We start from the raw sequence: 21,553 nt of genomic DNA, 5'->3' as shown, positions 1-21,553 counted from the left end.
TACCTACTTTCAGAGGATTGAGCAAAAAAGACGAGAGAATAATTAAGAAAAAGGTTGGCATAATGAGAAGAAATTTCTCTTTATCAGCCAACCTTTGGATTATTTTAGCAATGAGCCAAATTTGTTTATGCGTTATTTGTTAATCAAATCAACAAAGGATTGTAAGTATTCAACTGTTTCTTCATTGTTAAATTTGCCCTATTCATCTAATAATTCATGCACACTAGCGAGATATACTTCTGGTTGTTGAACGACTGGCATAATTAAGAATGACAGTACAGTACTTGACGTAAAAGATGCTTTGCACCAAATCCGCTCAAAACACCAGGTGACGAACTGATTATAGCTGCTGGTTTACCATTCCATTTACTTTCTACATAAGGACGATAACCTACATCTAGTGCATTTTTATTACTTAAATATAGTTGCAAATAACTCTCCTATTTTACCTGGTTCCCTAAATCGCTTCCTTAGTAATTAAAAATCATATAGTTTGTCTTTTTTCTCACGGATAGCGGCATGTGTTTCCACGTATGTCACTGTGTCATCGACTAATCGATCTAAACGAAATAGTATGTCATCATTAATGATTTCCTTACGCAAGAAATCTTTGTCTTCTGCAAATACATACGTTGGAACAGTATGTGCTTTCATATAGGCAAGAATCGGTTTTAATTGCTGCTCTACCATTAAATAATGCTTTGATGTTCCAGCTGTCACCACTGTACTCACGACTTTACCACGGAATGCATTGACAGGTAATAGATCAAAAATGTTTTTTAATGTCGCTGGAATAGATCCTTGGAACGTTGGTGTACCAATAACTACCCCATCAGCTGCCATAATTGTTTCAGTGACATATTTTGTATCACCCTCGTATTCAAAGTAGTTGCGTCCGTCACTGAAGACTAGATCATATTCCGCAAGGTCGAGCATCGTTACTTCGACCTCTGGGAATTTTGTTGCAAAAATTTCTTGTACTTTTAACATCGCTGTTTTTGTTTTAGTGCCGACAATAGAGCCAGCTATCAGTACTATTTTCATGAGGTGTTCCCCCTTAATTTTTAGTATACTTTTTAATCGCTGGAATAATATCCTTCCCAATTATTTCGATGTTTTTCATAAGCTTCTCAAAAGGTACGCCACCAAAATCGATTTCTGCCAGAAAGCGTTGCATACCGTAAAGCTCATATTGGTAAAGTATTTTTTCGATAATTTGCTGTGTACTCCCAACCATTAATGCGTCACGAGGATCAGGTGCCTGGGCGAATTGTTGCTTTGGATAACCGCTGCCGCGAATCGCTTGAAATCCTGCATTAATATGTGGATACATGCCCTGTAATGCTTCTTTTGTTGTATCTGCTACATAAAACAAGCTTGTCGTCCCAATTGGCAATGTTTTTGGATCAAAACCACTGCGTTCAGCTGCTTCTCGATATACATCAACAGAGGGTTTAAAGTTGATTGCTGGTCCTCCTAGTGTTGTTAAGATCATTGGAATTCCCATGTACCCGGCTTTAATGGCACTCGCTGGTGGTCCTCCCACAGCACGCCAAATTGGTAGTGAACCATTTTTTGGTTGTGGCAGAATTTCTGCATTATTAAGTGGCGGGCGGTATTCACCTTGCCATGTAATACGTTCTCCTTCGTTAATTCTCTTTAGCAATTCTAATTTCTCTTCAAAAATTTCCTCATAATCTTGTAAATCAATCCCAAGTAAGTGATAGGCACCAACACGAGAGCCTCGACCAGCAATGATTTCCGCACGACCATCTGAAATTAAATCAATTGTGGCAAAGTCCTCATATACACGTACAGGATCTGATACACTTAGCACTGTCGCAGAGCTTGCAATTTTAATTTTACTAGTTGCTTGGGCAATGGCACCAAGAACGACAGAATGAGCTTGCGTTGTAAAATAAGTTTGATGACTTTCTCCTACACTAAATACATCAATCCCGGCTTCCTCGGCAAGCTTTGCCATTTCAATTATTTCTTTAATACGCTGCCCAGCCGAGATTCGTTCACCTGTCAGTGGGTTTGCCACATGATCTCCTAATGAATATAGTCCAAATTCCATTCCTTTTGATTTATCAATACGATATTGTTCCATAGTTAAATCTCCTCGATTGGTTTTAGTTTTTCTTCAATTTCTTTACGGCGATCTTCTAAAAATGGTGGTAAATCCAGTTTTTCTCCTAAATGTTCCACGTCCCCGTCAATCGTAAAACCGGGACCATCTGTCGCAATTTCAAAAAGTATACCGTTTGATTCACGGAAGTATAAGCTTTTAAAGTAGAAACGGTCTACAATTCCGGATGAACTGAACCCACGTTGTTTCACTTGTTCTTCCCAGAAGATAAGCTCATTCTCGTTTTTTACACGAATAGCTAAGTGATGAATACTGCCACGACCTGGTTTTTCAGTTGGACCGTCTAAAGATTTCACAACGATTTCTCCAAACACCTCGCCTTTGACAGATTGGAAAATCGCTTCGTCCTCTGTACGACTTACTTCTGAATAGCCAAACAAGTCCGTTAGAGTACTCGCTAGTTTATCAAGTCTCTTCACTGTCATTTCCACTGAGCCCATTCCTTGAATTTGGTGTTCTGCAGGAACACCAGATTTTTCCCATGTATCCCAGAATTCAACCTTCTCACCATTTGATGCAAGCAGCACCATACGTAAGCCTTCTGGATCTTCAAAGTTTAATGCAGGTCGTTTAGCATAAGTGGTGATGTCACTATGCTTTACATCATGCTCCTCCAAACGCGCTTTCCAGTATGATAGGCTTTCCTCAGATGGAACGAGTAATCCAATTTTTGTTATCGCGTTGGAACCACGATGTGTGCGTCCAACTTGAGGCATTTCAAAGAACGACAGCTCTGTACCGGCACTTCCTGTTTTATCTCCGTAAAATAAGTGATACATAAATGGATTATCTTGATTCACTGTCATTTTCACACGGCGAAGTCCGAGCACATGACGGTAAAAGTAATTATTTTGATTTGCATTTTTTGTAACCATTGAAATGTGATGATGTCCTGGGATTGTATACATAATTAATTCCTCCGTTTTTAGTTTACTAATCAAGTGATAATATAAAAAAATAATTGCATAACTCATTTTTAGAAAACTTGTTGTCACCAAGCCTTTAGGTTACAGCCTTAATTACACTTATTCGTTAAGAAAGTTGTTATATTTTCTTATCTATCAAGGTAAATAGCATTATTAATTTTCCAGTTTATTTTCCGTATGTTTTTGTAGCTTAGTCATAAGCTTATAGAATGTTTTTTGCTCTTCCTTTGTTAAGCAATCATTGAGGATAGACGTTTGAAAGGTAAGTTGGTGATCAAAAACTTCCTCCATTTTTTCTTCACCTTTTGAAGAAAGAGTAATCCATTTGGTTTTCCATTCCTGCTTACGATGGATATACTCTTCTTGCTCAAGTCGAGTGAGCATACGGGATATTCCTCCCTCAGTAACAGTTACTTTTACAGCAAGCCCGCTTTGCGTAATCGGCTGATAAGTAAAAACCTGGTTTAAGACATCAAACTGTGCAGCCGTGATGCCAAATTCTTTTAGGAATTCATTCGATAGTAGATTACTTTGATGTGTGAAACGTGCAATTCTCAACCAGATTAGTGAACCAAGTGTATTTTTCCTCAATAGGACTCACTTCCTTTCGTTACTATCATTTTACATGTCAAGTGATAAAAATACAAGAGAAATACCTCGAATTCAAGATATTTTTAGATAATATATCTCTGTTCGTCACCAAGCCTTTGGTGACAGCCTTATTTAGAATTAAAAGGACTCTATTAAATGATTTCTTAGCATAAAAAAAAGCTGTATCAAAGTTATCCTTCAATACAGCATCATACTGGTTTATAATCGTTGGCAAATAGTCCTAATTTCTTAATTTGCTCAATCACCATTTCCTTTTCTTCAATACCCAAAGTGCTCATAATACCTGTCATTAATTCCAGGTGTTTTGGAAAAATCTCTCCCATCAAACCTCTTCCTTCATCAGTAATCGCAGCATAAGTAACCCTGCGATCAGTAGGACAGGCTACTCGCATGACATATTTTTTCTTTTCCAATTTATCTACAACATATGTGATACTGCTTGATGCAATTAATATTTTTTGACCTATTTTTTGTATAGGCTGGTCACCTTTATTAAATAACAGCTCAAGAACCGCAAACTCTGTTAAATTCAAATCATAATCCTTAATACTTTCAGCCGTCTTTCTTTCAATAGCTTCTAACGCACGGGATAATACAACGAATAGCTTTAAGGATAATGCAGTATCTTTATCTTTCAAAGTTTTGTACATTTTATCAATTCCTTTAAATATTATCTGAATGAGATAAAGAATATAATTTAGATATCTCAAATTCATATTAAAACTAGTTTATCTTTTGCTGAACCTCATGTCAACTGTTAGAAAAATTGGTTGTTACCAAGCCTTTGGGTGAAAGTCTTAGTTGCACTTATTCGTTAAGAAAGTTATTAAACTTTCTTATCTGCAATAGAAGAGGATTGGTAATAACCAATCCTCTTCCCCTTATATCTTATCAGCTATACTGTTCTATAAAAGCATTTTTTATATCGCCCGAATTCAAATATAGGAGATTTTTCAGGAAATGCTCTGTTTCTGAAGGTTTCCGATACTCTTGTTTATTGATTATTTCAGTGACTGCATTTTTAAATGAACTTGTCTTTATAAGCCAGTCACCAAGCAATTCTCTGGTAGCTTCCTTTTCTCCATTATCCTTTAAACCAAATAAGTTTCCTTTGTCGGATTCTTTAATTTTAACCGTTTTAAAATCAGTGCTCATACTTATCCAAAAATAATTTTTCATTTTATTAAATTTCCGCTCTTTCATAAGCAGAAACTCTACCCCAATTAGAACTTCATAAAAAGGGTTTTCAACTGTTGGGGAATGGACTTCCTTAACATCTACACTTTCTATGTTATCAAAATACAATTCCATTCCATATTTTGTGTTAATTACTTTTGCATCCATAACATTCATTTCACTTCCCCCCTTTTTGTTATCCCCGAAAGCTTACTTGTTTAGTCGTTTCAGAAGTACTTCCTTTTCTTCTTCATATCCTGGTTTACCAAGCAGTGCAAACATATTCTTTTTATAAGCTTCTACTCCAGGCTGATCAAATGGGTTAACTCCCATTAATAATCCACTTATTCCAACTGCCTTTTCAAAGAAGTATACAAATTCACCAAATGTGTATTCATTTAATTCATCTAACTCGACAACTAAATTTGGTACTCCACCATCTACATGGGCGAGGACTGTACCTTGAAATGCCTTTTTATTTACTTCATCCATTGTCTTTCCAGCAAGGAAATTTAAACCGTCAGTATTTGCAGGATCCTCATTAATGGTTAATTGGGCAATTGGTTCTTTCACTTGAATAACTGTTTCTATCAAGTCACGTCGGCCTTCCTGAACATATTGCCCCATTGAATGCAAGTCGGTTGAAAAATCTACAGATGCAGGGAATAAGCCTTTTTGATCTTTTCCTTCACTTTCTCCAAATAGTTGCTTCCACCATTCGGACACATAATGAAGGGATGGCTCGTAATTGACCAAAAGCTCTATTGACTTTCCTTTACGATAGAGTGCATTTCTGACGGCAGCATATTGATAGCTTTCATTCGTTGCAAGATCTGAATTATTGTATTTCTTAGCCGCAGCCGCTGCTCCCTCCATCATTTTGTCGATATCAAGTCCTGCTGCTGCAATCGGCAAAAGACCTACAGCTGTTAATACAGAAAATCTTCCACCTACACTATCAGGAATAACAAATGTTTCATATCCTTCTTCTTCAGCTAATTGTTTTAATGCGCCCTTTTCTTTATCCGTTGTAATATAAATCCGTTCCTTCATTTCCTCTTTCGTATATTTCTTCTCCATATAATCACGGAAAATACGGAAGGCAACAGCTGGCTCTGTTGTAGTACCAGATTTCGAGATAACATTAATCGAGAAATCTTTTCCTTCTAATAATTCAAGTAATTGAGTGATATATTTAGAGCTGATATTTTGTCCTGCAAAATATATTTGTGTATTCCCATCCATTTGGTTATGGAATGTATGGGAAAGTCCTTCAATTGCCGCTCTAGCCCCCAGGTATGATCCACCTATCCCAATTACAACAAGTGCTTCTGAATTACTGCGGATTCTGTCAGCAGCTTTTTTGATTCTTGAGAATTCATCCATATCATAATTGTTTGGCAATTCAACCCAACCGTGATAATCAGATCCTGGTCCTTTTTGATTGTGAAGCATATCATGTGCGACTTTTACTTGTTCTGTTAAGTTATCAATCTCGTTTTGTTTTAAAAATGGTAAAGCATTTGTATAATCAAATGAAATTGTCATATGAATACCCTCCAAAGTTTGTTCGGTACAATCACTAAATTGCTGATTGCACCGTTTAATTGATATTAGTTTTTAACTGCTTTTTCCCAATCCGCTGCAAACTTTTCAATTCCTTGGTCTGTCAATGGATGCTTAGTTAGCTGTTCGATCACGGAATATGGAACAGTAGCGATATGCGCTCCTGCCATCGCAACACGAGTTACATGGTCTGGATGACGAACAGATGCTGCAATGATTTGTGCATCTAAGTTATGAATGCGGAATAGCTCTGCAATCTTAGCCACTAATTGAACACCATCTTCAGAAATATCATCCAAGCGTCCTAAGAATGGGGATACATAAGTTGCACCTGCACGAGCAGCTAAAAGTGCTTGGTTTACTGTGAAGATAAGAGTTACATTCGTTTTGACACCTTTTTTAGACAAGTATCGAGTTGCTTCTAATCCAGCGATTGTCATTGGTACTTTAATTGTAATGTTTTTATCTCCGCCATTGATTTTAATTAGTTCCTCAGCTTGTGCAATCATTTCTTCAGCAGTTGTTGCATCAGGAGTAACCTCTGCAGAAACTGATTCAACCTCAGGTACAGCTTGCAAAATTTCTTCAATACGATCTTCAAATTTAACTCCCTCTTTAGCTACTAAAGACGGGTTTGTTGTAACTCCAGATAAAACTCCTATTTTATAAGCTTTCTTAATATCTTCTAAATTTGCAGTATCGATAAAAAATTTCATGATTAAATTCCTCCATTTTTATATAAGTATTTTAGTTTTCTATAGAATAGGAAAGTATAAAATATTTCCCAAATTTAATACCCTTGACAGGAGAAGCCACGTCCAGTCCAGCGCCCAGCGACTAGCGAGACTTCCTTCACCTCCGTACGATAAGTCAACATCGATTCGCTTACGCTCATCGTGTTTCCTTTATCTCCTACGGCTCAGTCCAGTCCGTACGTCGCTAAACGGGCGCTTGTGCTTTTGTTCTTTCATTTACTTATTACTTTTTTCAACAGCATGTCCACCAAATTCATTACGAAGAGCTGCTACGACTTTACCAGTAAAGGTATCATTATCAAGTGAACGATAACGCATTAATAAAGACATCGCGATAACTGGCGTTGCAGTTTGAAGATCTAATGCAGTTTCTAATGTCCATTTACCTTCTCCTGAAGAATGCATAATTCCCTGAATGTCATCTAGTTTTGCATCTTTTGAGAAAGCATTTTCCGTTAATTCCATTAACCATGAACGAATTACTGAACCATTGTTCCAAACGCTAGCTACTTTTTCGTAGTCATAATCAAATTCACTTTTTTCTAGAATTTCAAATCCTTCACCAATTGCTGCCATCATCCCATATTCGATTCCATTATGAACCATCTTAAGGAAGTGACCTCCACCAGCTTTATTTGTAAAAATGTATCCTTTTTCTACAGCTGTATCCCGGATAATTGGTTCTACGACCTTCCATGCTTCCTCGTCGCCACCAATCATATAGTTAGCTCCATTACGAGCACCTTCCATTCCACCGGAAGTTCCAGCATCCATGAAATGTACACCTGTTTCCTTTAACTGATTGTAGCGGCGAATTGATTCCTTGTAATGTGAGTTTCCAGCATCTATCACGATATCCCCTTTTTCTAGAAGTGGTGTGATTTCGCCAAGTACGGAATCTACTGCATTATGTGGCACCATAACCCAAAGTACTCTTGGTTTATCTAGCGAATTAAAAAGTTTCCCTAACTCATTTGTTCCTTTCGCACCATAGTCTTGTAATTCGGTAACAGCTTCAGGATTCAAATCATATGCTACCACTTGATGGTTGTGATCGATTAAGTTTTTACCTAGATTTAACCCCATTTTACCTAAGCCAATTAATCCAACTTGCATGTTAGTTCCCTCCAAATAAAATATTAGTTATTTTGTTTACCAAACAAACTATTCGCTGTTTGTACAACATTTTCTGTTGTAAATCCAAAGTATTCCATTACTGATGCACCTGTTCCAGAAGCACCAAATGTATCAATCGAGATTATTTTTCCATTAGGTCCTACATATCGATCCCAGCCTAGAGATATTCCCATTTCAATTGCGACTCTTTTTGTAACCGAAGAAGGAAGCACTTGCTCCTTATATTCTTCTGATTGACCATTGAACAGTTCCCAGCTTGGCATAGCTACAACACGTACGGAAACATCATTCTTTTCAAGTTCTTGTTTCGCATTTACAGCTAATGAAACCTCAGAACCCGTAGCAAGTAAAATAATTTCGGGCTGATCGTTTGTTTCTGTTAATACATATGCACCTTTTGAAACATTATCGATATTTGCCTTCGTTTCCTCAAAAACAGGTAAGTTTTGTCGGCTTAATACAAGAGCTACTGGACCATCTGCTTTACCTAAACTATACCCCCACGCACTAGCAGTTTCATTTGCATCTGTTGGACGAATAACTGTTAGTCCTGGTATCGCGCGTAATGCAGTTAAATGTTCAACTGGTTCATGTGTTGGACCATCTTCTCCTACTGCAATAGAATCATGAGTAAATACATAGGTCACTGGTAATTTTTGAATTGCTGCTAACCGAATAGATGGGCGCAAGTAGTCATTGAATACAAAGAAAGTACTAACAAATGGTTTAACCCCACCATGCTGTGCCATCCCATTCGCTGCAGCTCCCATTGCGTGTTCACGGACACCAAAATAGATGTTCTTTCCTGCGTAAGATTCTACCGCAAATTTTTCTTCATTCTTTATATCTGTCATTGTTGAATTAGAAAGATCAGCACTTCCTCCAAAAATAGAAGAAACTTTTTGCATAAAGTGATTGATTGATTGCCCACTTGCAACGCGAGTCGATACTGCTTTTTCACTGTCAAAAGTCAAGATATCTTTTGCCTCAATTAATACCTTCCCAGTTATTGCATCTTCTAATTCTTTTGCTAATTCTGGGTAAGCCTCTTTATAAGATTGAAGTAGCGTATTCCAGTCGCTCTCTCTTGCTTCACCTTTTTGTTTTAATTCGTTGAAGTGTGCTTTAACTTCTTCTGGAACGAAAAATTCTTCTTCATAATTCCAGCCATAACTTGCTTTTGTTACTTTTGCTTCTTCTAATCCTAGTGGAGCACCGTGTGCGTTACTAGTCCCAGCAACCTTCGGGCTGCCGTACCCAATAATAGATCTTACTTCGATAATAGTAGGCTGCACTGTATTTTGCTTTGCTAAAGCAATCGCTTCTGTAATATCACGTGCACTATTACCGTTTTCTACTCGTAAATAATGCCAGTTTTGCGCTTCTGCTCTTTTTTGAATATTTTCTGCGAATGATAGATTCAAATTGCCATCTAAAGAGATATCGTTGGAATCGTATAGTACAATTAATTTCCCTAGTTTCATATGACCTGCCATCGACATTGCCTCATATGAGATTCCTTCCATTAAATCCCCGTCACCGACTAAGGCATACGTGTGATGATTAACAACTGGAAAACCTTCTTTATTAAATTTGGCAGCTAAATGAGCTTCCGCCATTGCCATACCTACCGCATTTGCAATCCCTTGACCAAGAGGACCTGTTGTAGCTTCCACGCCATCTGTATGACCAAATTCAGGATGACCTGGTGTTTTACTGTTTAATTTACGGAAGCTTTTCAAATCCTCTATCGATACGTTATATCCAAATAAGTGCAGCAGACTATATAAGAGACTCGAACCATGTCCTGCAGATAGGACAAACCGATCTCTATTAAACCATTTGGAATGGTTTGGATTATGTTTCAGATGATTCGCCCAAAGTGCATATGCACTTGGTGCCGCACCCATTGGTAAGCCTGGATGCCCAGAGTTCGCACGATTAACAGCATCGATAGATAGTGTACGAATTGTATTTATTGCTAAAGATTCGACATTGTTTTTCGTTTCGATTGATGTCATGTTTTTTTCTCCTTTATTTACAATAAATTATGCTTGGAGCACTAATTCTTTTTCTTTTACTGTTGGTTTGTCTAACGACCATTTAAATCCATCCTCTTCTAAGAGACGATGTGCTGCTTCTGGTCCGTTTAATCCTGGTTCGTACTCATGAAGCGGAATTCGATTTTCCTCAAATGCATCAAGTATTGGCTGTACCCAATTCCAGGCTAATTCCACTTCATTCCAGTGTGCAAAATATGTGGAATCTCCCAGGAGAGCATCATAGATTAATAATTCATAGCCATCAGGTACATCCGATTGTTCAGAAACATATTCTACGTCCATAGATTCCATATGACCATTAATCGGATTTTTACTGTTTAAGTGTAAGGTAACAGCCTCATTTGGATTAATTTCGATCACAAGCTGGTTTGAATCCTCATTCAGGTAAAGTTCATCTCCACTTTTCTTAAACTCTACTACAATACGTGTAGATTTTTCTCTCATCTTCTTCCCTGTACGAATATAGAATGGAACACCACTCCAATCCGGATTATCAATCCATAAGCGTGCAGCTATAAATGTATCCGTCTGGGAGTTTATTGCAACTCCTGGTTCGTCTTTATACCCAGAAACATTTTCGTTATCCACCACTCCAGCACCATATTGTCCTCTTACAACGTTTTGTTCAACTTCATCCTTATTTAATGGGCGAAGAGCTTCCAGCACTTTTCTTTTTTCCTCACGTATCTCATTAGCACCTATTTGTTTTGGCGAGTGCATAGCTGTCATCATCAGCAATTGGAGCATATGATTTTGGAACATATCACGTATTGCACCAGCCTGATCATAATAGCCAGCCCTTTGCTCAACACCTACTGTTTCACTTGCAGTAATTTGAACATTCGCAATGAATTTGTTATTCCATAAAGCTTGTAAAACTGGATTTGCAAATTCCAAGGCTTCTATGTTACGAACCATCGGCTTACCAAGGTAGTGGTCAATTCGATAAATTTCGTCTTCTTTAAAGGCGTTGCTAAGTTTACTATTTAGTTCACGTGCCGACTTCAAATCATGCCCAAACGGCTTTTCAATAATGAGTTTTTTCCAACCTGTTGTAGTTCCTAATCCACTCTGTTTAATGTTTAGTGCAATCGTGTCAAAGAAAACAGGAGATACAGAAAGATAAAACAATCTATTTTCTGGAATGTTTAGCTCATTTTCTCTGTCTTTAACAAGCTTCAATAAACGTTGATAATCATCCATGGTGTTTGCATCAAACTGACTGTATCGAATGGTATTTAAAAACGCTTTTATCTTAAAGTCATTTTCTGACAAGTGCCTGGAAAATGTGTGAATAGAATTTTCTACGCCTTTATGAAATTGCTCCTCGGTCATATCTCCTCTTCCTAATCCAATAATAGAAAAGGTTTTAGGCATTTTACCTTCAAGGAATAAATTGTATAAAGCTGGATATATTTTTCTTTTTGCTAAATCACCTGTTCCACCAAATAACACAAAGGTCATATTATCCATCATTTTTTCTCTCCTTTCTATTCATCAACCTGCATGAGATTCAACGTCAGGTTTTCATTTGTATATAATTGATATATCTCTAATTCGAAATAACAAATTAAAAAAATAGTTGAGATTTTGAAAAATTAATCTAGTTAACCCTCTTTTATCCCATCCCCTTTTGTAGATATGAACCATTTTATATCAATTCATATATTACAATTTGATTTATCTTTAATTCAATATAAATATAACACTTGTTCACAAATCTGTCAATAATAATAACTTCTTAATATCTACCTAAGAATTTACAAAGATTTGTTCAGCTTAAATCAAAATTTCCTTCACCACTTGAATTATCGTTACGACTGGACGTTTCATTAATTTATTTGTTAGGCATTCTATCTTTCTATTAATACAATATTTTTTTCATCATCTAATGAAACGACAATGTCCGTCATATTGATAAATAAACCATTTTCAACTACTCCTGGAATCAGGTTAAGCTTTTCTTCTAGTTCCTTTACGTTTAATGAATCTGGAAAGCTGCAATCAAAAATATAGTTACCATTATCGGTCTTATATGGATTACCCTCAATCTGACGGAGAATAGGGTTAATTCCATATTTCCGGATATGTTTCTCTGTTAATTCAACACCAAACGGAGCAACTTCTACCGGAAGCTGAAATGACCCTAAATTACCTACCATTTTAGAAGGTGTCGCTACTACAATAAACTTGTTTGCTGCCTTGGCAATTATTTTCTCTCTTAGAAGAGCGCCACCTCCGCCCTTAATCAAATCTAAATCAGAATTAACTTCATCAGCCCCATCAATCGCGACATCAATTTGCTCTACTTCATTGCAGCTTACTAGTGGGATCCCTAACTGTTTAGCTAATTCCTCTGTTTGTACAGAGGTAGGAATTCCTTGAATATTAAGTCCTTCTTTAACTAATTTCCCCAGTTTAATGATTGAATAATATACAGTTGTTCCTGTGCCAAGACCTACCACCATACCATCTTTTATGAATTCTACCGCTTTTTCACCAACTATTTTTTTTTCATTCAAGTTCTTTCCCTCCTTTATCTTTATGTTGTCCTTCTTATATATGACCACTTCTTAGGTTTAGATATGACTATTCTATTAAAAATTAATTAGTCATTATATCTCTCCTATAAAGTCCACGAACAGATGAATGTATCGTTGACTGGCGTTTGCTTATAAAGGTATTGCCAATTTAATTTTTTTCATAGAATAAGTATTGATTCCTTTGCTCTTTAGCCCTATATAAAGCCTGGTCTGCACGGTGTATCAAAGATCTTCCTTTCAATCCATCTTCTGGAAATACAGAAATACCTATACTAGAAGTCGCATTCAGTATCGTACCCTTTATTTCGTAAGGTTCTTGGAAAGCTACATGCATCCTTTTCGTAATATTGGTTATTTGTTCCTCGCCCTCAATATTTTTCAGTATTACTAGAAATTCATCTCCACCTACTCGACAGAGTACATCTTTTTCACGAACAGAGGATTTTAGTCTATTAGCAAATAGTTTAAGCAATTCGTCTCCAACATCATGACCAAAGGTGTCATTTATTGACTTAAATTTGTCAATATCAATATACAATAAAGCAACTTTTTCTTTTGCTTCTCTCGCCTCTTCAATTGAATCTGTAAGAATTTTTGTGAATATCCGTCTATTTTTTAACCCTGTTAAAGGATCATGATATGCCAAATACTCCAACCTGGACTCATACCTTTTCTTTTCGGTAACATCTCTAATAACGATTTGAATATCGGGTTCCTCTTTGCTACCAATCGGGATTATTTTAATTTCTGTAAAAATCTCTTTTCCGTCATCTCTAATTAATTTATCCACAATTATTTTTGGGTTACTCCAATCACTATGATTATAAACAGTATCAATGATATTTTTAATTTCTTCACTTCGTTTACTTGATACAAAATCCCAGATAGAATAACCAATAATATCTTCCCGTTGTTTCCTGCCGAATAATTGCACTCCAGATGAATTCACAAAATCAATTCTTCCATCGCGCTGTTTTATAATAGTTTCTGGTAAATATTCTACAAGCATGCGATAACAGTGTTCACTTTCCATTAGCTTTCGTTGAATATACATTTGCTCTGTAAAATCCTTATACATCCCTACTGCAAGGACTTCTTTATTATTTATCGCTCGATAAGAAGCTAAAATATCAAGTATCTTTCCATCTTTATGTTTCCTTTTCATTATTGTATATGGAAAGTCTTGACCTTCACTTAATTGGTATAAGAGTTCTTGATGCTCTTCTATTGTCATATCAAAAATAAAGGAAGGATATGCAATTCCTTTTAACTCATCAATTTTCCACCCAAGCATATCTTCAAACGCTGGATTCGCATTCATTACTGAACCATCATGACCCAAAGTAAAAATGGCGTCCGTCGTGTTATTCCAGATTAAATCTAATACATTATAATTTGTACTTAATTCAAATGCATTATCCATCCTTATTACCACCTGTCATCGTTAGTATGTGAATATCTCGTAGTAATGTTTGCTAGATAATATTCCAAAGGATGCGGTCGCCCTAAATAAAATCCTTGCACATAATGTACACCTAAGTTTCGCTCACCTTCTATCGTCTCTTCCTTCTTTCGTTCTTTTAAAAGTGTCTTTACTGATTAGTGTGCTCGAAAGGAATAATATAAAGATTGCGCTATTATCCGGTTGTCCGTCTAATAACGCAAATAGTAATATTTATATAAGCTTATACCATTTACCAGCTGCTTCAACTTCGCTAAGAGTTAACTGATGGCCTCTATTTTCCCAATGAAGTTCTACACTTGCACCTGCATCTTCTAATAAGGATCTTAGTTCTTCTGATTCCTGAGAAGGGCAAATCGGATCATTGGTACCTGCAGCAATAAATACATGTTTGCCTGACAAATCCGGTAAATTCACTCCTCTTCTCGGTACCATTGGGTGATGCAAGATGGCTCCTTTTAATGCATTTTGATAATGGAACAGTAGACTTGCAGCAATATTTGCACCGTTCGAATACCCTATTGCCAGAATATTATTACGGTCAAACGCATACTTTTCAGCTGCTTCATCTAGAAATTCATTTAATTCCTTTGTTCGGAAAACCAAATCTTTTTCATCAAATATACCTTCCGCGAGTCTCTTGAAAAAGCGTGGCATTCCGTTTTCTAGAACATTTCCTCGTACACTCAATATATTTGCGTTTGAGTCGATTTTTTCTGCCAGAGGCAGAAGATCCTGTTCTGTTCCTCCAGTTCCATGTAATAATAATAAGGTCGGTTTTGCGGAATCATTTCCTTTTTGAAAAATATGTTTCAACAATATCCCTCCTAATAAAATATAAAGTGATTAGTCCTCGTACTCTTTTTTAAATTCCTTCGTACTTCTGACTGTATCTATAGGTCTTACTAATTTTTCAATTTCTTCTCGTTTTTCTTCAAAGAATGGCGGTAACGATAATTTTTCGCCCAGGGTTTCATAGGGCTCATCTCCCATAAATCCAGGACCGTCCGTTGCCAATTCGAATAAAACTCCCGGGGCAATATTTGCGTATAATGAACCGAAGTAATATCGCTCAACATAACCTGAATTTGGTACACGGAATGATTGATATCTCTCCATCCACTCGTCTAGATCTGCGCGATTTTCTACACGGAATGCAGCATGGTGCACTGTGCCATATCCTTGACGAGCACGAGGAAGAACGGAATTATATTCAACAATAACTTGAGCTCCATTTCCTCCTTCGCCCATTTCAAACAAATGAGAAGAATCCTCTTGAACTACTTCTTTAAATAAGAAAACCTCTTCCAATACAGCTTTAAAATAATCAAAGTTAGAAACACGCACGAAGACTGGTCCTAATCCTGTAATAGCATACTCCAAAGGAATTGGTCCCTTTTGCCAAGGGGTACCAGCAGCAACACCTTTATTATTCTCATCAGAAATTAATTGGTATTGTTGATCATCAAAATCGACAAAGTTAAGTACCTTCTTCCCAAATTGCTCTTTGATCCCTGTATGTTTCACATTTAAACGATTAAAGCGTTTTACCCAGTAGTCTAACGCAGCATCATCCGGAACACGGAAAGAGGTCTTTGAGATTTCATCTGTTCCATGTACACCCTTTGGAATTCCAGGAAAATCAAAGAATGTCATATCTGTGCCCGGGCTACCTACATCATCTGTAAAATATAAGTGGTAGGTTTGAATATCGTCCTGGTTAACGGTTTTCTTCGCTAAGCGTAAGCCTAATGTATACGTATAAAATTCATAAATTTTCTCTGCACTGCTTGTTATTGCTGTAACGTGGTGTACTCCTTTTAATTGTTCCATTTATTGTCCCTCCGATGTTAATTTCAGTTTTCCTTTTTGATCAATATTACTAGTGAACCTTAATATGAGGCAGCGTCTCTTCAAACTCTTTCCTTTTTTGTTCCAGCCAAGGTGGGAGCATTAGTTTTTCGCCAATTTTTTCTGGATATTCATCTACTGCAAATCCTGGCGGGTCTGTTGCTATTTCAAATAGAATTCCTCCTGGTTCATAAAAATAAATGGCTTTAAAATAATTTCGATCTTTTATTTCAGTTGGTTTATAGCCGTTTTTCTCCAATAGCTCTCTCCATTTTTCATGTTCTTCATCATCCTTCGCTCTCCATGCGATATGATGAATTGTTCCTGCACCAGCAAGACCGCGAACAGAAGGAGTGATTTTTATATCAATCATATTTCCAAGAGAGCCACTAGTTTTGTAGCGTAAGTATCCATGTTCCTCTTCAATGAATTCCATGCCAAAGATACTTTCCAATACTTCGACCGTAAGATTTGGCTGTGCAGAGTACAAAGTAGCTCCAGCAAATCCTGTAATTGCATGCTCTGCCTTGATTTCATCTGTTTCCCATTTACTATTTTGTGCGTCTTCTCGTTCTACCAACTCAATTTGCAATCCATCTGGATCTTGAAACTGAATATACTCTTCTGCAAAACGAGCAGCAATCGTATAAGTAATCGAATATTGATTTAATCTATTCCTCCAAAAACTGCTTGCCCCTTTAGGTATCACATAACTGGTTGTTCCAACTTGGCCAGTACCTATACGTCCCTTAGGCAATTTTTGCCATGGGAAAAAGGTAATGATAGTACCTGGGTCTCCTGCTTCATTTCCAAAATATAAGTGATACACTTCAGGTCGATCAAAATTTACTGTCTTTTTCACAAGCCGTAAGCCCATCACCTTTGTATAGAAATCAAAATTTACCTGTGGATCATTCACAATCGCTGTTATATGATGAATTCCTGCTGTTGTTAGCATCATTAAGCCTCCAATCTATTTTCGTCTCTCTATGGAAAATACATTTTCACGTTTCGTATTGCTTGATGGCTCAAAAGAGATCAGTAGTTCTCTTTTTTATTTATCCAAATCTCTTACCTCTATTGGAATCAACGCTTTATTCAATTGCTCCCGATACTGTTCATATTGTGACGGCAGTTTCAATACTTGCCCCATTGTTTCATAGGATTCATCATGAGCAAATCCTGGTGGATCTGTTGCGATTTCAAACAGTATTTCGCCATGCTCTCTAAAGTAAATAGCATTAAAATAGTTTCTATCTTGAACTGGGGTGACCTTATAGCCATTTTCACTTACATAGTTTTGCCATTCTAATTGATCTTCGTCATCTTCCGCACGCCATGCAATATGGTGAACTGTTCCTACTCCCATTTGTCCACGTCCAACTGGAGTTCGTTTTACATCAATAGCATTTCCGATATCCCCATAGGATTTGAAACGGATTAAATCATCTTCTTCTCCTACTTTTTCTAGACCCATCACCGCTTCAAGTGTTTCCCCAGTTTTCTCTGGATTAGTGGATAATAATATTGCTCCACCAAAACCTTTAATTGCAACCTCTGGTGTAACATCACCATTTGTCCAATTGTTTTGTTCGCCGTCTTCTCTTTCCACAAGCTCTAATTGTAAGCCATGAACATCTGCAAATTCTAAATAGATTTCTCCAAATCTTTCGGATTTATTAAACTCGATGTTAAATTCTTCTAATCTTTTTTCCCAAAAATCCATAGAACCAACCGGAATAATATAAGTGGTGACACCTACTTGACCACCGCCAATTTTCCCTTGGTATGCGTTAGCCCACGGGAAGAAAGTAATAATTGTACCTGGTTTTCCCCCATCATTACCAAAATAAAGATGATAGGTACCAGGATCATCGAAGTTAATCGTCTTCTTAACTAAACGCAATCCTAATACACCTGCATAAAAATCTACGTTTTCCTGTGGGTGACCAACAATTGCCGTAATATGGTGAATACCTGCTGTTTTCTTCATTAATATCTTCTCCTTTTAATCATGTATTTTTATTAAATAAATAATCTACTAATAGCTTTAATTGTTATCGTTTCGGATATTTCCTTACTGACTTTTCTTTTCCAATCTTCATCATTACTGGTTCATTTCAATTTAATTAGGTTGTAACAGTCCTAGCTTGTCCAATTTGAAAAATTAGTTTTCGTCCCCTATTGAAGGACACCCTATTTAACTTATTTAATTTGTAATTATTTAATTAAACAATAATTAATTAAGATATCTTTAATTAAGTATAATATACAAATTATTCTTCTGTTTGTCAAGTTTTTTTAATAAAAAGGATATTTTCTTCTATTTTGAGCTATCCCTAAACATCGATTAGTTTTAAATTAAGATCCCGATTTATTTTACGTAATGCCAGATCATTCTAGTTATGTCCGAGATAGACAGTTTGTTTAAGAAAAAAACACATAATGATATCAATCGATTAATTGACGAAATAAATCAACTAAAGCTGGAAACACAACAAGAAGTTCCTTCTTTCAATCAACTATCTTCAATTCAGAAGATAGTTGTTTACATAAATTAGTAGATTCTATGAATGAATTGATTAGCACCTTACAAACAAAATATGAGAATCACTATGTTAAGCATCAAGTAGTTACAGAACTTAATGAAATAGGAACATGGGATTTCGATATTAAGGATGGTGTCCCAGCAGAAAACAATGTTTATAATCATATTTCAGAAAATCACTAGGATATCAGAATGAAAAAGATTTTCCAAAGGTCTTTGAAAGCTGGTATAACACTATCACACCAGATGAAGCTGAAAAGGTAACAAATACTTTCCATGAACATTATTCTAGTAACACAAAAAACTATATGATATAGAATTTAAGAGCATTAAAAAAGACGGTCCATAAGAATGGATTCATGCTAAAGCACAAACATTAAGAAATGAATTTGGAGAACCGTATCGATATGTCGGTACGCTTGTGAATATCCATGAAAATAAAATCAACACATTAAGGATCAAAATCTATTATCTCGCTTAGAATTGATTGAAAAGTCACTCGGCTATAGTGTCTCAACATTAGAAGGGGCATGGGGGATGGATTTGAAAAATACCATTCAGACACCCAGGAAGCGTGTTCTCCCCTCAATTTAAACGACTACTTGGATATTAGATGAGTTTAAACCCAAAGCGGAAACATGGTTGAATCTTGTTTCAAAAGAAGAAAGAGAAAACGCAAGAAATAATTTTATGTCACACTTATATGACAGAACGAATCAAACTGATTTTAATATGAAATTCCAAATGAAAATAAAAAAACGGGGATTATAGATGGTTTACCATGTTAATAAAAACAGTTCGTGACCATCTTGGAGATCCGATACTGGTTTCAGGATTTCTACGTGATATTAGGCCGTAACTGAAGAAATTAATAGTACATCGGAGAATATATTTGACCTATTGTGTAAAACACGATTCTCGATTAAAAGAGATATTCCAGTTATCATTTTCTCCTTACTCGTCACAGATGACTTGTAACAAAGTAATGGTGACATAACCAGCCTAAAAAAAGCAAGCCGATAATAATTTTCATTATAACGAAAAAACTCTTGAATGATATCAAGAGTTTCATCTTTTACAAATAAGGTAATAACTTGAGGACTAATCTGATTTATTAGCCTATCACATTTTACCTTCACCTTACTTATCGTATAAAAAATTTAGTTCCTGAGTAAGTTTGAGTTTTTCGATTTATTATTCATCAAAACCTTCTCTACGTATTGCCTCACCATCATGTGTTTTTAATTCATCATTATTATCTAACTCATCAATTTTCCCATCAATAGTCCCTTCCATATAGCTATCAGATACTTGTTCATGTGTAATAGACATTCCTTTTTCCAGCTGATTTTTACTTTCATAATCAGAGGGATTATACAATTTTTCAGCTACTTTCTTAGCGTTTTCTATTGCTTCTTTTTCATTATGATTTTGTTCCATCGTTTTGTCCTCCTTTTTTCAATTATGATTTGTAGGCCTGGAAAAATTATTCAACATAAACAGATGTATCATTCTTGCATACAGATTTTTCCCATTGATACATATTACAGGGCTATTCACAGCTCCTTTAACGATTTATATACTGGCTAACGCCTATTTCGCATATAATCTGTTTCAAAAAACAGTCCTTAAGTGTACAGGCTCGGCATATATTATTAGAAATAAGTGCAGGAGGAAATAAATGTTTAATTTATTGGAAAAGGCGATTCTGGCAATAGCATTGATACGAATTCTTTCTGGATGCTTGGAAATAGTAGCTGCCTATTTGATGATGAGATATAATGATATTGAAAAAGCATTGATTATTAATAGTAGTCTTGCGCTCATTGGACCATTGATATTAATAATCACCACAACAATAGGACTATATAGCCTGGCAGATAAAATAGCTTTCGATAAAATGATTTGGATTGTACTCGGTGTAGGTTTGATTATCTATGGCGTGAAAAGCAACTAATATATCACGTTCACGCTTTAAGATTCCTGCAGCTCTCTTACCAAGGAAATTTTAGGTGAGCTTCTATTTAATATCTTACCAAGGATTTCCTCCATATATCTTGAAAAAGCAGGATGGGTACGCTGTCTGGGTCTTGGTAACAGGATTGGCTGATTAAGGCTTATCACTCCATCTTCTATTAGGATAACCCGATCAGCTATGGAGACTGCCTCTTCTACATCGTGTGTAACTAGAACAGATGTAAATTTTTGTTGCATCCAAAGTGATTCCAGCAAATCCTGCATTTCAATACGAGTCAGTGCATCCAGTGCGCCAAGAGGTTCATCGAGTAAAAGAATGGAAGGATTATGAACGAGGGCTCTTGCTAATGCGACTCGCTGCTTTTGACCACCTGATAGTTTTGCTGGCCAATCATTCATTCGATCCTCAAGACCAACCTGTTTTAAAGCATCCATTGCTTTTATTTTTTCACTGTCCGGGAGTCCTATACATACGTTTTCAATTACCTGCTTCCATGGGAGCAGTCGACCATCCTGAAACATTATTCTCGATGTTTTGTTTAGCCCAGTCAATTGCTGACCATTAACCATTATTGATCCGTGATCTGCCGGCTCAAGTCCTGCTATCAATCGTAATAGTGTACTTTTGCCGCAGCCGCTTTTCCCGACAATTGCCACAAATTCACCGCTCTCAATGTTTAATTCAATACCTCCCAGCACCTGCCGCTCTCCATAGGATTTCTTCAAGCCCTCAATCAGAATATAATTATCTTTCTTTATTACCTTCATTTAGCCATACACTCCTT

Annotated in this window: 22 protein-coding genes; 2 read left to right on the top strand and 20 right to left on the bottom strand. The window is 36.4% G+C overall.

Annotated features, from left to right (window positions below; genetic code table 11):
• Positions 1–263: 263 nt before the first annotated feature.
• The 18 genes from CUC15_RS01550 to CUC15_RS01465 all read right to left on the bottom strand — a co-directional run bounded on the left by CUC15_RS01550 (position 264) and on the right by CUC15_RS01465 (position 18,236).
• Positions 264–431 carry an NADPH-dependent FMN reductase gene (locus CUC15_RS01550; protein ID WP_242985923.1) on the bottom strand — a complete coding sequence of 56 codons (168 nt, stop codon included), beginning with the start codon at positions 429–431 and terminating at the stop codon, positions 264–266.
• Between the two features lie 46 nt (positions 432–477).
• Positions 478–1,044, bottom strand: a complete 567-nt coding sequence (locus CUC15_RS01545) for an NADPH-dependent FMN reductase (protein WP_114915039.1) — start codon at positions 1,042–1,044, stop codon at positions 478–480.
• Positions 1,045–1,057: 13 nt separating this feature from the next.
• On the bottom strand, positions 1,058–2,113 hold the full coding sequence (locus CUC15_RS01540) for an LLM class flavin-dependent oxidoreductase (RefSeq protein ID WP_114915038.1): 1,056 nt from the start codon (positions 2,111–2,113) through the stop codon (positions 1,058–1,060).
• 2 nt (positions 2,114–2,115) lie between these two features.
• Positions 2,116–3,060 carry a ring-cleaving dioxygenase gene (locus tag CUC15_RS01535; protein ID WP_114915037.1) on the bottom strand — a complete coding sequence of 315 codons (945 nt, stop codon included), beginning with the start codon at positions 3,058–3,060 and terminating at the stop codon, positions 2,116–2,118.
• A gap of 171 nt (positions 3,061–3,231) precedes the next feature.
• Positions 3,232–3,669, bottom strand: a complete 438-nt coding sequence (locus CUC15_RS01530) for a MarR family winged helix-turn-helix transcriptional regulator (protein WP_114915036.1) — start codon at positions 3,667–3,669, stop codon at positions 3,232–3,234.
• A gap of 209 nt (positions 3,670–3,878) precedes the next feature.
• The gene (locus CUC15_RS01525; protein WP_114915035.1) at positions 3,879–4,340 is read right to left on the bottom strand and encodes a MarR family winged helix-turn-helix transcriptional regulator; all 462 of its coding nucleotides are present in this window, start codon (positions 4,338–4,340) and stop codon (positions 3,879–3,881) included.
• Between the two features lie 241 nt (positions 4,341–4,581).
• Positions 4,582–5,043 carry a hypothetical protein gene (locus CUC15_RS01520; protein WP_114915034.1) on the bottom strand — a complete coding sequence of 154 codons (462 nt, stop codon included), beginning with the start codon at positions 5,041–5,043 and terminating at the stop codon, positions 4,582–4,584.
• Between the two features lie 33 nt (positions 5,044–5,076).
• Entirely contained in the window at positions 5,077–6,414 is a 1,338-nt protein-coding gene (locus CUC15_RS01515) for a glucose-6-phosphate isomerase (protein WP_114915033.1), read from the bottom strand.
• 65 nt (positions 6,415–6,479) lie between these two features.
• Positions 6,480–7,148 (bottom strand): fructose-6-phosphate aldolase, encoded by a 669-nt coding sequence (gene fsa, locus CUC15_RS01510; RefSeq protein WP_114915032.1) that lies wholly within the window; start codon positions 7,146–7,148, stop codon positions 6,480–6,482.
• A gap of 255 nt (positions 7,149–7,403) precedes the next feature.
• Positions 7,404–8,303 carry a phosphogluconate dehydrogenase (NAD(+)-dependent, decarboxylating) gene (gene gnd, locus CUC15_RS01505; protein WP_114915031.1) on the bottom strand — a complete coding sequence of 300 codons (900 nt, stop codon included), beginning with the start codon at positions 8,301–8,303 and terminating at the stop codon, positions 7,404–7,406.
• A 23-nt stretch (positions 8,304–8,326) separates the two neighbouring features.
• Positions 8,327–10,345 (bottom strand): transketolase, encoded by a 2,019-nt coding sequence (tkt, locus tag CUC15_RS01500; protein WP_114915030.1) that lies wholly within the window; start codon positions 10,343–10,345, stop codon positions 8,327–8,329.
• 27 nt (positions 10,346–10,372) lie between these two features.
• Positions 10,373–11,860 carry a glucose-6-phosphate dehydrogenase gene (gene zwf, locus CUC15_RS01495; protein WP_114918350.1) on the bottom strand — a complete coding sequence of 496 codons (1,488 nt, stop codon included), beginning with the start codon at positions 11,858–11,860 and terminating at the stop codon, positions 10,373–10,375.
• Positions 11,861–12,240: 380 nt separating this feature from the next.
• Positions 12,241–12,909 (bottom strand): ribose-5-phosphate isomerase RpiA, encoded by a 669-nt coding sequence (rpiA, locus tag CUC15_RS01490; protein ID WP_114915029.1) that lies wholly within the window; start codon positions 12,907–12,909, stop codon positions 12,241–12,243.
• A gap of 169 nt (positions 12,910–13,078) precedes the next feature.
• On the bottom strand, positions 13,079–14,353 hold the full coding sequence (locus tag CUC15_RS01485; protein ID WP_114915028.1) for a diguanylate cyclase domain-containing protein: 1,275 nt from the start codon (positions 14,351–14,353) through the stop codon (positions 13,079–13,081).
• A gap of 252 nt (positions 14,354–14,605) precedes the next feature.
• Positions 14,606–15,211: an alpha/beta hydrolase gene (locus CUC15_RS01480; RefSeq protein WP_205317641.1), complete on the bottom strand. Its 606-nt coding sequence runs from the start codon at positions 15,209–15,211 to the stop codon at positions 14,606–14,608.
• Positions 15,212–15,238: 27 nt separating this feature from the next.
• Positions 15,239–16,225, bottom strand: a complete 987-nt coding sequence (locus CUC15_RS01475; RefSeq protein ID WP_114915026.1) for a ring-cleaving dioxygenase — start codon at positions 16,223–16,225, stop codon at positions 15,239–15,241.
• A 49-nt stretch (positions 16,226–16,274) separates the two neighbouring features.
• The gene (locus tag CUC15_RS01470) at positions 16,275–17,204 is read right to left on the bottom strand and encodes a ring-cleaving dioxygenase (protein WP_114915025.1); all 930 of its coding nucleotides are present in this window, start codon (positions 17,202–17,204) and stop codon (positions 16,275–16,277) included.
• 93 nt (positions 17,205–17,297) lie between these two features.
• Positions 17,298–18,236: a ring-cleaving dioxygenase gene (locus CUC15_RS01465; protein ID WP_114915024.1), complete on the bottom strand. Its 939-nt coding sequence runs from the start codon at positions 18,234–18,236 to the stop codon at positions 17,298–17,300.
• A gap of 576 nt (positions 18,237–18,812) precedes the next feature.
• On the opposite strand from CUC15_RS01465, the gene CUC15_RS19980 reads away from it, so the two are divergent.
• Positions 18,813–18,974: a hypothetical protein gene (locus CUC15_RS19980; protein ID WP_162800246.1), complete on the top strand. Its 162-nt coding sequence runs from the start codon at positions 18,813–18,815 to the stop codon at positions 18,972–18,974.
• Between the two features lie 1,011 nt (positions 18,975–19,985).
• Here the strand turns inward: CUC15_RS19980 and CUC15_RS01460 are convergent.
• Entirely contained in the window at positions 19,986–20,231 is a 246-nt protein-coding gene (locus CUC15_RS01460; protein WP_114915023.1) for a YozQ family protein, read from the bottom strand.
• Between the two features lie 241 nt (positions 20,232–20,472).
• Here CUC15_RS01460 and CUC15_RS01455 point away from each other — a divergent pair, with 241 nt between their 5' ends.
• A complete protein-coding gene (locus CUC15_RS01455) occupies positions 20,473–20,748 on the top strand; it encodes a YqhV family protein (protein WP_114915022.1) in 276 nt (91 codons plus the stop codon).
• A 17-nt stretch (positions 20,749–20,765) separates the two neighbouring features.
• Here the strand turns inward: CUC15_RS01455 and CUC15_RS01450 are convergent, their stop codons facing one another.
• Positions 20,766–21,536: an ATP-binding cassette domain-containing protein gene (locus CUC15_RS01450; RefSeq protein ID WP_114915021.1), complete on the bottom strand. Its 771-nt coding sequence runs from the start codon at positions 21,534–21,536 to the stop codon at positions 20,766–20,768.
• Between the last annotated feature and the right edge of the window lie 17 nt (positions 21,537–21,553).

This window comes from Oceanobacillus zhaokaii, assembly GCF_003352005.1.
Taxonomy (GTDB): domain Bacteria; phylum Bacillota; class Bacilli; order Bacillales; family Amphibacillaceae; genus Oceanobacillus; species Oceanobacillus zhaokaii.
This window is presented reverse-complemented; position numbering and strand designations above follow the sequence as displayed.